General features: G+C 66.2%; 12 protein-coding genes. 7 read left to right on the top strand and 5 right to left on the bottom strand.

The annotated features are described in order from the left end of the window. Positions 1 to 3 precede the first annotated feature (3 nt). From E3T39_RS10220 to E3T39_RS10205, 4 genes are all read right to left on the bottom strand, one after another. A complete protein-coding gene (locus E3T39_RS10220; protein WP_134514977.1) occupies positions 4 to 945 on the bottom strand; it encodes a respiratory chain complex I subunit 1 family protein in 942 nt (313 codons plus the stop codon). After that, positions 942 to 2,954 carry a proton-conducting transporter transmembrane domain-containing protein gene (locus E3T39_RS10215; RefSeq protein WP_134514975.1) on the bottom strand — a complete coding sequence of 671 codons (2,013 nt, stop codon included), beginning with the start codon at positions 2,952 to 2,954 and terminating at the stop codon, positions 942 to 944. Before E3T39_RS10215 ends, E3T39_RS10220 begins: the two co-directional genes overlap by 4 nt. Continuing rightward, positions 2,951 to 3,436: an NADH-quinone oxidoreductase subunit B family protein gene (locus E3T39_RS10210; RefSeq protein ID WP_134514973.1), complete on the bottom strand. Its 486-nt coding sequence runs from the start codon at positions 3,434 to 3,436 to the stop codon at positions 2,951 to 2,953. Before E3T39_RS10210 ends, E3T39_RS10215 begins: the two co-directional genes overlap by 4 nt. A 197-nt stretch (positions 3,437 to 3,633) precedes the next feature. Further along, positions 3,634 to 4,098: an Lrp/AsnC family transcriptional regulator gene (locus tag E3T39_RS10205; RefSeq protein WP_134514971.1), complete on the bottom strand. Its 465-nt coding sequence runs from the start codon at positions 4,096 to 4,098 to the stop codon at positions 3,634 to 3,636. A 131-nt stretch (positions 4,099 to 4,229) separates the two neighbouring features. On the opposite strand from E3T39_RS10205, the gene pdhA reads away from it, so the two are divergent. The 4 genes from pdhA to E3T39_RS10185 all read left to right on the top strand — a co-directional run bounded on the left by pdhA (position 4,230) and on the right by E3T39_RS10185 (position 8,677). Further along, positions 4,230 to 5,342 (top strand): pyruvate dehydrogenase (acetyl-transferring) E1 component subunit alpha, encoded by a 1,113-nt coding sequence (pdhA, locus tag E3T39_RS10200; RefSeq protein ID WP_134514969.1) that lies wholly within the window; start codon positions 4,230 to 4,232, stop codon positions 5,340 to 5,342. 98 nt (positions 5,343 to 5,440) lie between these two features. Then, positions 5,441 to 6,400: an alpha-ketoacid dehydrogenase subunit beta gene (locus E3T39_RS10195; RefSeq protein WP_241979686.1), complete on the top strand. Its 960-nt coding sequence runs from the start codon at positions 5,441 to 5,443 to the stop codon at positions 6,398 to 6,400. Further along, positions 6,397 to 7,803, top strand: coding sequence for a dihydrolipoamide acetyltransferase family protein (locus tag E3T39_RS10190; protein WP_134514968.1), 1,407 nt, complete (start codon positions 6,397 to 6,399; stop codon positions 7,801 to 7,803). The genes E3T39_RS10195 and E3T39_RS10190 overlap by 4 nt, the downstream gene beginning before the upstream one ends. A 211-nt stretch (positions 7,804 to 8,014) precedes the next feature. Continuing rightward, positions 8,015 to 8,677, top strand: coding sequence for a VOC family protein (locus tag E3T39_RS10185; protein ID WP_134514966.1), 663 nt, complete (start codon positions 8,015 to 8,017; stop codon positions 8,675 to 8,677). Positions 8,678 to 8,694: 17 nt separating this feature from the next. Here E3T39_RS10185 and E3T39_RS10180 read toward each other — a convergent pair whose 3' ends face one another. Continuing rightward, entirely contained in the window at positions 8,695 to 9,294 is a 600-nt protein-coding gene (locus tag E3T39_RS10180) for an SACE_7040 family transcriptional regulator (RefSeq protein WP_134514964.1), read from the bottom strand. A gap of 111 nt (positions 9,295 to 9,405) precedes the next feature. Here E3T39_RS10180 and E3T39_RS10175 point away from each other — a divergent pair, with 111 nt between their 5' ends. From E3T39_RS10175 to E3T39_RS10165, 3 genes are read left to right on the top strand one after another with little or no spacing between them, the layout of a single operon-like run. Then, positions 9,406 to 11,013 (top strand): carboxyl transferase domain-containing protein, encoded by a 1,608-nt coding sequence (locus E3T39_RS10175; RefSeq protein ID WP_134514962.1) that lies wholly within the window; start codon positions 9,406 to 9,408, stop codon positions 11,011 to 11,013. A 14-nt stretch (positions 11,014 to 11,027) separates the two neighbouring features. Next, on the top strand, positions 11,028 to 13,073 hold the full coding sequence (locus tag E3T39_RS10170) for an ATP-binding protein (protein ID WP_134514960.1): 2,046 nt from the start codon (positions 11,028 to 11,030) through the stop codon (positions 13,071 to 13,073). Further along, the gene (locus E3T39_RS10165) at positions 13,070 to 14,236 is read left to right on the top strand and encodes an acyl-CoA dehydrogenase family protein (protein ID WP_134514958.1); all 1,167 of its coding nucleotides are present in this window, start codon (positions 13,070 to 13,072) and stop codon (positions 14,234 to 14,236) included. The genes E3T39_RS10170 and E3T39_RS10165 overlap by 4 nt, the downstream gene beginning before the upstream one ends. Positions 14,237 to 14,250 lie beyond the last annotated feature (14 nt).

The raw sequence follows: 14,250 nt of genomic DNA, 5'->3' as shown, positions 1-14,250 counted from the left end.
TCCTCAGGCGACCAGGTAGGAGGCGGTGACGGCGAGGAAGGCGAGGGCGAACGAGCCGGCGAGCAGCTCCGGCACTTGGAACAGACGCACCTTGGCCAGAAAAATCTCGCCGACACTCAACAACACGCCGAGTAGGAGTACCTTCACGACGATGCTGACGACGCCGATCAGTAGGCCGAGGGCGCTGAAATCCGTCACTACGCCCCACGGCACCGCCAGGTTGCTGACCAGGCCGAGCAGGACCGCCAGCTTCAGCCAGGAGCCGACTTCGAGCCAGGCCAGGTCACGCCCGCTCGCTTCGAGGATCATCGCTTCGTGCAGCATGGTCACCTCAAGGTGGGTGCCTGGATTATCGATGGGAAGACGGGCGGTCTCGGCCATGATCGCGATCGACAGGGCGACGAGGGCCAGCACACTGACCGGCGAGATGATTAGCTCGGGGGAGAGCAGCCGGGTTTCAACGATGACCGACAGGGTGCTGGTTCCGGCCGGGATCGAAAATGCGTAAATCGAGAGCAGCAGGGTTGGTTCAACAAGCGCCGCGACGGTCATGTGCCGGCTGGAGCCCATGCCGCCGAAGGCGGTTCCGCCGTCCAGGCCGACGAGCGCGAGGGCCACGACGCCGATCAGCATGACGGAGACGATGACGAACAGGTCGCTGGGAACTAGAGCCAAGGGAATGGTGCCCACCAACGGGAGCAGCACGCACAGCAGCAGGCTGGACACGACCAGGGCGACCGGGCCTGCCCTCAGCATCCAGCTGCTGTCGGTGGCTCGCACCGGGTTTTTTGCCAGCAACTTGCGCACGTCGCGCCATGGCTGCCAGATTCCGACTCCGGCTCGGCCTTCGATCGTGGCCCGCACCTGTCGGATTACCCCGATCAATACCGGGGCGAGGAAGACGAACAGCACGACCTGCACTACGGCGATGATGATGGCGTTCATAGCGAGACCACAATCAGCACGATGAGAAGAGCAACGAAAGAATAGGACAGGTAGCGGTGGATGCTGCCGTTGGCGACGTGGCGCACGACGATTCCGTAGCGCTGGACCAGGTTGAGCACCGGTCGATACAGCCGGGTTTCGAAGACGTCAGAGACGCGCTGTTCCACTCGCACCCGTTCCACCAGATATCGGGACTCGGCCACGTGGGTGACCTGCACGTCGCGCGACGGTTTGAGCACGTCGTCGAAGACTCGCACGAGTGGCTCGGCGTAGGAGGTCGCGGTGTACTGCATACGCGGCCTCGCCCGGGAGCCGCCGCCGCCCCAGGGCAGGTCGACCGTGCGATGTGGATACCGACGGGCCGACACGATGATCGAGACGATCACCGGGATGGCGACCAGCGCCGACAGCACAACGAGCATGATCGGGTCGAGCACCGCTCCGATACCCGGCAGCGAGACGCCGCCGAGGCCGACGGACTGCACGGCGGCGCCCGGGTTTGAGCTGACGGTGTGCGCGACGAGCGCGGCAATCGGTCCGGGGAGTAGCCCGAGGGCGAGCACGAAGAGGGCGCCGAGGGCGAGCGAGAGTTGCATGAGCGGCGGCACCTCACGGGCATCCGCTGCTTCGATACTGCGCGGTCGGGCCAGAAATGCGATGCCGTAGGCCTTGACGAAGGTGAGCAGGGCCAGGCCGGCGGTGAGGGCGACGACAGCGACAGCGAGGGGCATGGCAACGGATGCCGCGACCGAGACGACCGCCCCGTCGAGGCGACCGCCGTGAATGAGTGATTGCAGCAGCATCCACTCGGCGACGAAACCGCTCGTGATTGGGATCGCGGCGGCGCCGAGGCTGGCGATGCCGAACGCCGCGGCCGTGACGGGCATGCGGGCGCCGAGCCCGCCGAGCCGGTCGAGGTTGCGTTCCCCGGTGGCGTGGATGATGGCCCCGGCGCCGAGGAACAGCGTCGATTTGAACGCCGCGTGGCTGACGGCGAGGAGCAGGGCGGCCACGAGCGCGGCATCCGCTGCCGCTTGCGCGTCGTAACCGCGCAGCAGCATGCTCGCGCCGAGTCCGAGAAAGACCAGGCCCATGTTTTCGGTCGTCGAGTAGGCCAGCAGTACCTTGAGATCGCTGGACACGGAAGCCTGCAGAATGCCGTAGAGGGCGGATGCACCGCCCACCCCCATGATCGCGATGCCCCACCAGGCGGGGCCGTCTGGCAGCAGCCGAACGCACACCAGCAGGCCGCCGTAGACGCCGATCTTGACCATGGCGCCGCTCATCGCGGCCGAGACGTGGCTGGGAGCTTCGGGGAGCACTCGGGGCACCCAAACGTGCAGCGGCACGAGTTCGGCCTTGCCGCCGAAACCGAGCAAAAGCAGCACGAACGCTACGTTCGCGGGCCCGGGTTCGATCGCCTGCAGGTTGCTGAAGCTCGTACCGCCCGACGCGGCGGCGAGCACGGCGAAGCCAGCGAGGATGAAGAAGAAGCTCAGCTGCGACATCGCTGAGTACCAGATTCCCGCCGAGGCGACCGTCGCGCGGCTGGCATGGTCAGCCAGCAGCAGCATGGTCGAGCCGAGGGTCATGACTTCCCAGGCCAGCAGAAATGAAACCGAATCCGTCGCGGCCGGCACCAGCTGCATGCCAACGAGGAACATCGGCATGGCGACCCAGGCGGTGCGGCTCGCGTCGGGTCCGCGGGTGGAACTCATCGAGTAGAGCGACACGAGAATGCCCACACCCGAGACGATCAGCATGAACAGGCCGCCGAGGCGGTCGGGGGCCAGTACGAGCGGGTCCATCGGCAGGGCCATGGAAATGCGCAGTCCACCGGTGGCGCCGAGCATGGCCCCGAGACCGGTCAGAAAGCCGGTCACCGCAATCAGGGTGCAGAGGATGCCGACCGCCCGCGACCGCAGAGACGGTGCTGCCGTCAGGGCGGTCACCACGGCCAGTGCGCCGAGGCCGAGTTGCAGGAGCAATCCTGCTTCAATGCCGGTCATCGGCCGGTCATCCGGCGCAAGGCCCGCACAATATCGGTCGGCTCTGGCGGGCTGCCCGGCACCTCGATATCCACGTGCACAAAATCGGAAACAGGCCCGATGATGCCGTAGCCCTCGCGGAAGGCGCCGCCGTGCAGGGCGCAATCACCGACCGCGATCACGAACCGGGGAGTGGGAGTGGCCTCGATGGTGCGCAGCATCGGCTGGGCCATATTGCGGGTCACGCTGCCGACGATGAGCAGCACGTCGGCGTGCCGCGGCGAGGGAACCAGGCGCACGCCATAGCGTTCCACGTCGTAGACGGGACCGAATGCGGCGGCCACCTCGAGCGCGCAATCGTTGCAGCCACCGGCATTGATGAACCGCACCTGCACGCTGCCACCAAACGCCTCAGCCCCTGCAAACAGCGGCGGGGCAGGCGGCGCCGGTTCGGCAATGCGGGAGCCGTGCCGAATGAGGGTGGCCAATCGCAGGAAACTCATACAAGTCCCCGGTGTGCATGCATGTTCACGACACTGGTGCCTTCTCTGGGGAACGCGAAAGTCGAAGGTGTTGGGCAGGCGACGGATTCTGCGGTGCGTCTGGTTGAGCACAAGTCTACCAGCGCAGTTAACTTCATTACTTCTTTATATAACTATATGGAGAATTTAGCAAATAGATCGTGGCGGGCGGGGACCGCTTACCCGCGGCGGTCGAGCAGCGGTGTGAGGCGATAGGGGATGACTTCGCCCATCGCGAGCGATGTCTCAGTGCGCTCCACGCCGTCGCAGGCGAGAATCGTACCGTCAATGCGAAACAGATCGGCGGCATCCGTGCAGACCACCCGCACGAGTAAGTCGGCCTGACCGCTCATGCCGTGCGCCTGCACGATTTCCGGGATCAGGGCCAGGTCGATCACGATCTGGGCGAGCCGCTTCTGCTGCACGTGCACCTCGATGAACGCGGTCAGCGGGTAGCCGAGGGTGGCTGGATTGATGCGCCGATCGAAGCCGAGAAAGGCACCAGAGTCTTCCAATCGCTTCATGCGCGCCTGCACGGTATTGCGAGAAAGTCCCAGCGTGTCGGCGAGCGCAACGAAAGTACTGCGCGGGTCGTCGGAGAGTGCTTGGAGGAGCTTTGTGTCGGTCTTGTCAAGGCTGTACATAGTGCAAAATATTAACACGCTCTGGCGAGCCTGAATAGGGCACTCTGCTCACTTTTTTTGACAGTGGTTGTGCTCCCTGTCGGGTCGACATAGGCTCACGACAACTTTAGCAATGACGCTCGGAGCTCCCCATGATTGATTTTTCCCCTCAGCTCGTGCAGCTTCTCTCGATTGACGGCGAGCGAATACCCCGCGGCGATTTCGACTCGTGGGTTGAAGATCTCGACGGCGCGGCCCTCCTGGCGCTCTACAGAGATATGGTCGTGGTGCGTCGCATCGACACCGAGGCGACAGCCCTGCAGCGCCAGGGTGAACTCGGTCTGTGGCCGCCGCTGCTCGGCCAGGAAGCCGCCCAGATCGGCTCGGCCCGGGCCCTGCGCAGTGACGACTTCATCTTTCCGAGCTACCGCGAGAACGCCGTCGCGTACTGCCGTGGCGTGAATGTCACCGACATTGTCAAGGTCTGGCGCGGCAACGCTCTGTCGGGCTGGGACCCGTACACGGTCAATATGGCCACCCCGGCCATCATTATTGGCGCGCAAACCCTGCACGCCACCGGTTGGGCGCTCGGTGCCCAGCGCGACGATGTCGACTCCGTCGCCATCACCTACTTCGGTGACGGTGCCACGAGCGAGGGCGACGTGAACGAGGCCATGGTCTTCGCGGCGAGCTTCCAGGCCCCGGTGGTCTTCTTCTGCCAAAACAACCAGTGGGCCATTTCCGAGCCGGTCGGGGTGCAGGCACACCGCAACATCGCCGATCGCGCGCCGGGCTTCGGCATCCCCAGCCTGCGCATCGACGGAAACGACGTGATCGCGGTCACGGCCGCGACCCGCATGGCCCTCGACCGGGCTCGCACCGGCGGCGGCCCAACCTTCATCGAAGCGGTCACCTACCGTATGGGACCGCACACCACAGCGGATGACCCCACCCGCTACCGAGACCCGGCGGAACTGGCCGAGTGGAAGACGCGCGACCCCCTGTTGCGTCTGCACCGGCTGCTGACCAGCCTCGGTGAAATCACACCCGAGGTGGAGGCGGCCACTGCGGCGCTGGCCGATGCCGCAGCCGCCGAACTACGCGCTGGCTGCATCGGCATGCCCGACCCCGAACCGCTGAGCGTGTTCGACCACGTCTACACCACCCCCAACGCCACCCTCGAGCGCCAGCGCGCCGACTACGCCGGGTACCTCACAAGTTTTAGTGCGGAACACGATATTGCCGAACAGAACGGAAAGGCGTGATGACCATGACCCCACTGATGACCCCGGCAACCGTGTCAACGGTTCCCGGCCTCAACGCGCCGCAACCAACCCCGCTGAGCGAGACCAAAACCCTCACCATGGGCAAAGCCATCAACGAGGGTCTGCGGCAGGCCATGCTCGACGACCCCAAGGTGGTGCTGCTCGGCGAGGATATCGGAGCCCTCGGCGGAGTCTTTCGGGTGACGAGCGACCTGCTCGCCCAGTTCGGGGCTCGCCGGGTCATCGACACCCCGCTCGCCGAATCCGCGATCATCGGCACCGCCGTCGGCCTGGCCTATCGCGGTTATCGCCCGGTCTGCGAGATTCAGTTCGACGGCTTCATCTTTCCCGGCTTCGACCAGATCGTCAGCCAGGTCGCCAAGTTCCACTACCGTACCCAGGGCGCCGTGCGCATGCCGATCACCATCCGGGTGCCGTTCGGCGGCGGAATCGGAGCGGCCGAACACCACTCCGAATCGCCAGAGGCCTACTTCACCCACACCTCCGGCCTTCGAGTGATCGCCGTCTCCAACGCCCAGGATGCCTACAGTCTTATTCGGCAGGCCATCGCGAGCGACGACCCGGTGCTCTACTTCGAGCCCAAGCGCCGCTACCACGTGAAAGGCGAGGTCGTGCCAGAGCTCGGGCTCCCGATGGAGCAGGCCGTCATCGTGCGCCCCGGAACGGATGTCACACTCCTCGCCTATGGAGCGCTCGTGACGACCGCGCGGGACGCGGCGCTCGCCGCCGACGACGAGGGCATCTCGATCGAGGTCATCGACCTGCGGTCGCTGTCACCGGTGGATTATGCGGTCGTGGAGGCATCCGTTCGGAAGACCGGGCGGCTCGTTGTGACCCACGAGGCGGCGCAGTCGGGCGGTCTCGGCGGGGAAATCATCGCGACCATCACCGAACGCTGCTTCAGCTTTCTGGAATCCGCGCCGGTGCGGGTCACCGGCTTCGACGTGCCGTACCCGCCAGCCAAGTTGGAAAGCCACCACCTGCCCGATCTTGACCGCATTCTCGACGGTGTCGACCGGGTTATGGGGCGCCGATGATCAAGGTATTCAAGCTGCCCGATCTCGGTGAGGGTCTCACCGAGAGCGAGATTGTGGCCTGGCTCGTCGCGCCGGGCGATGCGGTCACGCTCAACCAGCACATCGCCGACGTGGAAACGGCCAAAGCTGTCGTCGAACTGCCAAGCCCGTTTGCCGGAGTCGTGCGCGTGTTGCACCAGCCGGCCGGGGTGGTCGTGCATGTCGGCGAACCGATCGTCTCCTTCGACATCGGCGGGGCCGATGAGCCCACAGATTCGACGCTGAAAACGGATGCTGTGGCTCCGGCTCCGGTCGAGCAGCGTGAGGCCAATCTGGTCGGCTATGGCCCCGCCGTCGAGCGCGGCGGACACCCCCAGCGTCGTACCCGAACGGGCGCCGGGGATGCGTCGGTGCCCGCCGCATCCGTCGAACCGCCCGCCGCGGCATCCGTGGCGCCACCCGCTGCAGCACCCGCCCCAGCATCCGTCGAACCGCCCGTCGCGGCACCCGCTCGGGAGAGACCTCGCTCGACGCCGCCGGTGCGCGCCCTGGCCCGTGACCTCGGAATTGACCTCAATATGGTCACTGGAACCGGAAAGGACGGCCTGATCACGCGGGATGACGTTCGCGCCCGTATTACCGAGTCGTTGCCGGCCCCCGACCTGCACGGGGCCGAGCCCGGGGCGACGGCTGCCCAGCCGGCCACGAGCCTCGGCGACGACGTGCGCGAGTCCCGCTCACCGATCAAGAGCCTGCGCAAACTCACGGCGGCCGCCATGGTGCAGAGCGCGTTCACCGCGCCACACGTAACCGAGTTTCTCACCATCGACGTCACCCCGACCGTCGAGCTGCTCGATTCCCTGCGCGCCGACCGGCAGTTCGCCGATGCGGGGATCGGCATTCTGGCAGTGGTAGCTAAGGCGCTCTGCCTGGCCGTGGCCCGCACGCCGTCGCTGAACACCCGGTGGGATGAGCCGGCCGGTGAGATCGTGCAGTACCACTACGTGAACCTCGGTGTCGCTGCCGCAACACCGCGCGGACTGCTCGTGCCGAACATCGGCGACGCTGAACGGCTCGACCTGCGCGGCCTCGCTGCGGCGCTCGCCGAGCTCACGACGGCAGCCCGGGCCGGCACGACGACTCCGGCGGCTCTGTCCGGTGGCACCATCACGATCACCAATATCGGAGTGTTCGGCATCGACGCTGGCACGCCTATTTTGAATCCCGGGGAGGCGGCGATTCTCGCGATGGGCGCCATCCGCTCTCGGCCGTGGGAGTATCGCGGCGAGGTCGCGTTGCGCAAGGTGCTCACGCTCAGCCTGTCGTTCGACCACCGACTGGTCGACGGCGAGCAGGGTTCCCGCTTTCTCGCCGACATCGGCACGATCCTCGCCGACCCGGCGCGCGTGCTGACCATGGTCTAGCTCCTTCCACCCTCCCCAAGACCACGGGTCTGCCACCAGGCCAGTACCAGTCGTCCGGGCCCCTCTCTTGCGCATAACTCCTGCAATTCATACGACCGACCGAAAAGTTCCGCGGAATTCCGAAGCAGCCAGAATTCGGCTCTGCAGATTGCAGGAGGTGTGCACCAGATAAGCGATTGACCGGGGTGCGGAGGCGTAGCAGAGTGGAGGCATGAACCCTCAAGGCGCACTCCTCGCCCCCTTTGCGACGAAGAAACAGCTGGCGGGCACCGCTTTCGTGCATCTCGACGGATGCCTGCACGCCACGTTTGGCACCACAGACTTCCTATCCGCCCTCGAACTGGTCAATCGGGTCGGTGAGGCCGCCGAGGCGCTGAACCATCATCCCGACGTGCGCCTCGGCTACGGCTCGGTGTCGCTCGTGCTGACAACGCACGATGCCGGGGGAGTCACCGCGCGCGATCTCGAGCTCGCGGCCCGGGTACAGCAGATCGCCGACACCCTAGGTGCCAACGCGCATCCGACGCGCCCGACCCGCTACGACATCGCGATCGACTGCACCGACGCGGATGCCGTGCGCCCGTTCTGGCAGGTCGGCCTCGGCTACACCGAGGTCACCGGCGCCGACGGAGTGGAACTGGTCGACCCGCGCGGCCTCGCCCCCAAGGTGTGGTTCCAGCACATGGAGATCGCCCGCACCGACCGTAACCGTATTCATATGGACGTCTACGTCCCGAGCGATGACGCCGAAGACCGGGTCGCGGCCGTTCTCGCAGTCGGCGGTATGCTGCTGAGCGACGAGCACGCCCCCGACTGGTGGGTGCTCGCCGACGTCGAGGGCAACGAGCTGTGCGTCTGCACCGCCGCGTTCTGACCGGTTCGTGCGGGCCGTTACGCGCCAGGCAGGCCGAGAGCGGCGAGGGCCATCTCCTCGAGCAGGGCGCGCACGGCGGCCTTCGAGGACGCACGAGCGCTGTGCGGCGTTGAGTTGAGCAACCCGAAGGTGGCGTGGGCCCGAATGCGGAGCAGTGCCAGGTCGACCTCGGGGTGCACTCGCTTGAGCACGTGCACCCATAGTTCCACATACTCGCGCTGCAGCAGGCGCACCCGATGGCGGGCAGCCTCCGCGAGGCTGTCCAGGTCACGGTCCTGCACCCGGATCACGTCGGGATTGGAGAGCGCGAACTGCACGTGAAAGCGCACGAGACCCTGCAGGGCGCCCGCGGCATCCGTTGTAGCTGAAACAACAGCATCACCGCCAGCGACCAGATCCTCGCTCACATCGATGAGCAGCGCGGCGAGCACGGCCTGTTTGCCGTTGAAGTGGCGGTAGACCGCCGGCCCGCTCACCCCAACGGCCGCGCCAAGGTCTTCGATCGAGACTTTGTTGAATCCGGACTGGGCAAAGAGCGTACCTGCGGCGCTAAGCAGGGCCGCGCGTCGTTCAGCCTTGGCTCGACTCCGTGACGTGGTCTCGATCGGCGCGCTCATGTGAGCCTCCACTGGACATTTCAGTTAATCCTGACTAACCTGAACTTCAGTTAGTGAACACTAACTGTACTCGATACCGGGTCGCCCGGCATCGCCAAAGGGAAGATGTCGATGGAGACACTCGCGAGTCGGCTCGACTCCTCTGCTCAGACGTTCCGTAGCAATGACGCTGCCCAGCGACAGCTCGTCGCCGACCTGAAGCAGCGCCTTGCTACGGCCGCGCTCGGCGGGCCGGAGAAGTCCCGGCAGCGCCACCTCGCCCGTGGCAAGCTGCTGCCCCGCGAGCGCATCGACCGATTGCTCGACGACGGCAGCCCGTTTCTCGAGATCGCGCCGCTGGCCGCGACCGGTCTCTACAATGACGACAGTCCGGGAGCGGGCGTCATCGCCGGCATCGGCCTCGTGCACGGCCGCTATGTGCTCGTGATCTCCAACGACGCCACCGTCAAAGGCGGTACCTATTACCCGATGACGGTGAAAAAGCACTTGCGAGCCCAGGAGATCGCCCTCGAGAACCGCCTCCCCTGCGTGTACCTCGTCGACTCCGGGGGAGCCTTCCTGCCCCTGCAGGACGAAGTCTTTCCCGACCGCGACCACTTCGGCCGCATCTTTTACAACCAGGCACGGATGTCCGCGGCCAAGATCCCGCAGATCGCCTCGGTGATGGGATCGTGCACCGCCGGCGGCGCCTACGTTCCCGCCATGAGCGATGAGACCGTGATCGTCCGCGGCCAGGGCACCATTTTCCTCGGCGGACCGCCCCTCGTGAAGGCCGCGATCGGCGAAATCGTCACCGCCGAGGAACTCGGCGGCGGTGACCTGCACGCCCGCGTCTCCGGCGTCACCGACCACCTCGCCGAAAACGATGAGCACGCCCTTCAGATCGTGCGCGACATCGTCTCGACCCTTCCTCGTGCCCAGGCCCCGGCGTGGAGTGTGATCCCGTCTGTCCCCCCGGTCGCCGACGAGGGCGAACTCTACGGAGCCGTCCCCGTCGACGTGCAGGGCCAGTACGACGTGCACGAGGTGATCGCGCGCATCGTCGACGGCAGCGAATTCCACGAATTCAAGCGCGAATACGCCACCACGCTCGTGACCGGGTTCGCGCACATCCACGGCCACCCGGTGGGAATCGTCGCCAACAACGGCATCCTGTTCGCCGAATCTGCGCAGAAAGGCGCCCACTTCATCGAGCTCTGTGACCAGCGCGCAATTCCGCTCGTCTTTCTGCAGAACATCTCCGGTTTCATGGTGGGCCAGGCAGCTGAGGCTGGCGGCATCGCCAAGCACGGTGCCAAGATGGTCACCGCGGTCGCCACCGCCCGCGTGCCCAAGCTCACCGTCGTGATCGGCGGCTCCTTCGGCGCCGGCAACTACTCCATGTGCGGCCGCGCCTACTCACCCCGCTTCCTCTGGATGTGGCCGGGCAGCCGCATCTCCGTGATGGGCGGCCCGCAGGCGTCCTCCGTGCTCGCCACCGTCAAGCGCGAGCAGATCGAGGGCGGCGGAGACACCTGGTCGGCCGAGGCCGAGACCGCCTTCAAGGACCCGATCCTCGAAAAGTACGAGCAGCAGGGCAGCCCCTACTATTCGACCGCCCGGCTGTGGGACGACGGTGTCATCGACCCCGCCGACACCCGCACAATTCTCGGTCTCGCCCTCGCCCTATGTGCCTCCGCGCCGCTCGGCGAGTCCGCCTTCGGCCTCTTCCGAATGTGAGTGAGACGATTTCCATGACATTTGACACCGTTCTGGTCGCCAATCGCGGCGAAATCGCCTGCCGTATCATCCGCACGCTGCGCGAGCGGGGCATCCGCTCTATCGCCGTGTACAGCGACGCAGACCGCGACGCTCGGCACGTGTCGCTAGCGGATGCCGCGGTGCGCCTCGGCGGCGCCGCGCCGGCCGACAGCTACCTGAACGTTCAGGCCGTTCTGGCCGCTGCTGCCCGAACCGGTGCCCAGGCGATTCACCCCGGCTACGGATTTCTCAGCGAGAATCAGGCCTTCGCGCAGGCCTGCGCCGACGCCGGAATCGTGTTCATCGGGCCAAGCGTGCACGCGCTGAACACGATGGGCGACAAGATCCGCTCGAAGAACCACGTGGCCGGTTACGGCGTGCCGATTATCCCCGGGGTGGCTCAGCCGGGCCTCAGCAACGAGGAGCTCATCGCGGCAGCCGTCGACGTGGGGTACCCGATGCTGATCAAGCCCTCGGCCGGTGGCGGCGGCAAGGGCATGCACGTGGTGGAACGCTCTGAAGACCTGCCCTCCACCCTCGAGACCGCACGGCGCGTGGCGCAGAGCGCCTTCGGCGACGACACCCTGCTGCTCGAACGGCTCGTTGCCACCCCGCGGCACATTGAGGTGCAGGTGCTCGCCGACAATCACGGCGCTGTCATACACCTCGGCGAGCGCGAGTGCTCGCTGCAGCGTCGGCACCAGAAGGTGATCGAGGAGGCGCCCTCCCCCCTTCTCGACGCGGCGACTCGCGCGCGCATCGGCGAGGCGGCTTGCGCTGCGGCTCGCAGCGTGGGCTACAGCGGCGCTGGAACCGTGGAATTTTTAGTCTCCGCAGCCGCTCCCGACGAATTCTTCTTCATGGAGATGAACACCCGCCTGCAGGTTGAACACCCGGTCACCGAGCTGGTTACCGGCCTCGATCTGGTGGACTGGCAGTTGCGCATTGCGGCGGGAGAGCCGCTCACGGTCACCCAGTCTGATATATGCCTCACGGGGCATGCGATCGAGGCGCGGCTCTATGCGGAGAACCCCGAGCGCGGCTTCTTGCCGACCACCGGCACCGTGCTGCAGCTGCACGAGGCCACGGGCGAGGGGGTGCGGGTTGACAGCTCGCTGACCTCGGGCCTCACGATCGCCTCGCACTACGATCCGATGCTCGCCAAGGTGATCGCCTGGGCCCCTACCCGGCTTGAGGCCTTGACCCGTCTCGACCGGGCGCTCGCCGACACCGTCGTGCTCGGAGTGCACACCAACACCGAATACCTTCGGCTGCTGCTAGCGGATGCCGACGTGCGCGCCGGCCGCCTCGACACCGGATTGATCGAACGCAAGCTTCCCAACCTCACCTTTCGCGGAGCAGACGGACACGTCCTCGCCGCTGCGGCGCTGTTCCTACACGGGCGCGCGCTTGCTGGGTCCGATCTGACCGGCGCGAACGGTGTGTGGACGCGGCCGAGCGGGTGGCGGGTGGGTTCGCCGCGTCCGGTGCTGTATTCGCTGGGGGTGAGCGCGACCGAATCCGTGGAGGTGCGGGTTGTCGGGGAGCCGGGGGCGGCATCCGTTTCAATCGGTGAGCGCCCGGCCGTACCAGCCGGCCTCACGCCGATCGCCGGTCGCCAAGGCGCGTTTCGCGTCGATTACGACGGCGAAACCCGGGTGTTCGCCGTCGAGCAGTCCGGAGCGCGGGTGTATATCGGCTCCGACGGCTTCTCGTTTGACCTGCGACACCGATCACGGGCCGAGCAGCTCGCGGAACACCTCGCGGGCAGAGGCCGCGAGCCAGGGGCGGTCAGCCCAGACGTGCGCTCGCCCATGCCCGGCACCGTCATCGCGGTGCACGCCGCCACCGGCGACGTGGTCACGGCGGGCCAAACCATCCTCGTGGTCGAGGCCATGAAGATGGAGCACAAACTCGTGGCCGCAACGGCCGGCCGGGTCACGGTGAACCTCAAGACCGGCGACCTCGTGGCACTAGACCAGATCGTTGCGACGATCAGCACCCCCGAAACCATCGCAGACAAGGAAGACTCAGAATGACCTACGAACTCACCCCCGAATACCAAGCCCTCAGCGACACGGTTCGCGACTTCGCCGACACCGTTGTCGCCCCGGCCGCCTATGAGTACGACACCCTGCGCCGCCTGCCATACGGCATCATCGCCCAGATGGGGGAGATGGGCTTGTTCGGACTGCCGTTCCCCGTGGAGTACGGCGGCCAGGGCAAGGACTACTTCGCGCTCTGCCTCGCCGTGGAGCAGCTCGCCCGCGCCGACCAGAGCATCGCCGTCACACTCGAAGCCGGAGTCGGCCTCGGCATCATGCCGGTGTTCCGCAGCGGCACGGAGGCGCAGAAGCAGGAGTGGGTACCTCGGCTCGCGAGTGGCTCGGCGCTCGCCGCGTTCGGCCTCACCGAAGCGGATGCCGGCTCAGACGCCGCGGGCACCAAGACCACCGCAGAGCTCACGGGCGGCGAATGGGTGATCAACGGCACGAAGCAGTTCATCACCAACTCCGGGTCGGACATTACCCGCCTCGTGACGGTGACCGCGGTCACGGGGGAGTCCTCTCGCGCCGACGGTTCGATCAAGAAGGAACTCACCGCCATTCTGGTTCCGACACCGACCCCCGGTTTCACTGCACTCCCGCCGTACGACAAGGTCGGCTGGCACACCTCAGACACCCATCCGCTCGTGTTCGACAACGTGCGCGTGCCGGAGGCCAATCTGCTCGGCGAACGCGGCCGCGGCTTCGCCAACTTCGTGCAGACCCTCGACGAGGGCCGCGTCGCCTTTGCCGCGCTGTGCACCGGCGCAGCGCAGGGCTGCCTCGAAGAGTCGATCCGCTATGCGAACAGCCGCAATGTCTTCGGCCGTTCGATCGGCTCCAATCAGCACATCGCGTTCAAAATTGCACGGATGCAGGCGCGCGTTCACACCGCGCGCCTCGCCTACTACGACGCTGCGCTGAAAATGATCAACGGTAAATCCTTCAAGATGGAGGCCTCGATCGCCAAGATGGTCGGCAGTGAAGCAGCTATGGACAATGCCCGCGACGCCACGCAGATTTTCGGCGGATACGGCTTCATGAACGAGAATCCGGTCGCGCGGCACTATCGTGATTCCAAGGTGCTCGAGCTTGGCGAGGGCACAACCGAGGTGCAGCTCATGGTCATCTCACGGGCCCTGGGATTCGCCAGCTGACAGTGATTGAGGAG

Source organism: Cryobacterium suzukii (assembly GCF_004403185.1).
Classification (GTDB): domain Bacteria; phylum Actinomycetota; class Actinomycetes; order Actinomycetales; family Microbacteriaceae; genus Cryobacterium; species Cryobacterium suzukii.
The sequence above is the reverse complement of the archived record's forward strand: the minus strand, read 5'-3'. Positions and strand labels throughout refer to the sequence as shown.

Bases quoted from the DNA above. Each gene is read 5' to 3' on its own strand.
- E3T39_RS10220 (WP_134514977.1), bottom strand. From the start codon at position 945: ATGAACGCCATCATCATCGCCGTAGTGCAGGTCGTGCTGTTCGTCTTC.
- E3T39_RS10215 (WP_134514975.1), bottom strand. From the start codon at position 2,954: ATGACCGGCATTGAAGCAGGATTGCTCCTGCAACTCGGCCTCGGCGCA.
- E3T39_RS10210 (WP_134514973.1), bottom strand. From the start codon at position 3,436: ATGAGTTTCCTGCGATTGGCCACCCTCATTCGGCACGGCTCCCGCATT.
- E3T39_RS10205 (WP_134514971.1), bottom strand. From the start codon at position 4,098: ATGTACAGCCTTGACAAGACCGACACAAAGCTCCTCCAAGCACTCTCC.
- pdhA (WP_134514969.1), top strand. From the start codon at position 4,230: ATGATTGATTTTTCCCCTCAGCTCGTGCAGCTTCTCTCGATTGACGGC.
- E3T39_RS10195 (WP_241979686.1), top strand. From the start codon at position 5,441: ATGGGCAAAGCCATCAACGAGGGTCTGCGGCAGGCCATGCTCGACGAC.
- E3T39_RS10190 (WP_134514968.1), top strand. From the start codon at position 6,397: ATGATCAAGGTATTCAAGCTGCCCGATCTCGGTGAGGGTCTCACCGAG.
- E3T39_RS10185 (WP_134514966.1), top strand. From the start codon at position 8,015: ATGAACCCTCAAGGCGCACTCCTCGCCCCCTTTGCGACGAAGAAACAG.
- E3T39_RS10180 (WP_134514964.1), bottom strand. From the start codon at position 9,294: ATGAGCGCGCCGATCGAGACCACGTCACGGAGTCGAGCCAAGGCTGAA.
- E3T39_RS10175 (WP_134514962.1), top strand. From the start codon at position 9,406: ATGGAGACACTCGCGAGTCGGCTCGACTCCTCTGCTCAGACGTTCCGT.
- E3T39_RS10170 (WP_134514960.1), top strand. From the start codon at position 11,028: ATGACATTTGACACCGTTCTGGTCGCCAATCGCGGCGAAATCGCCTGC.
- E3T39_RS10165 (WP_134514958.1), top strand. From the start codon at position 13,070: ATGACCTACGAACTCACCCCCGAATACCAAGCCCTCAGCGACACGGTT.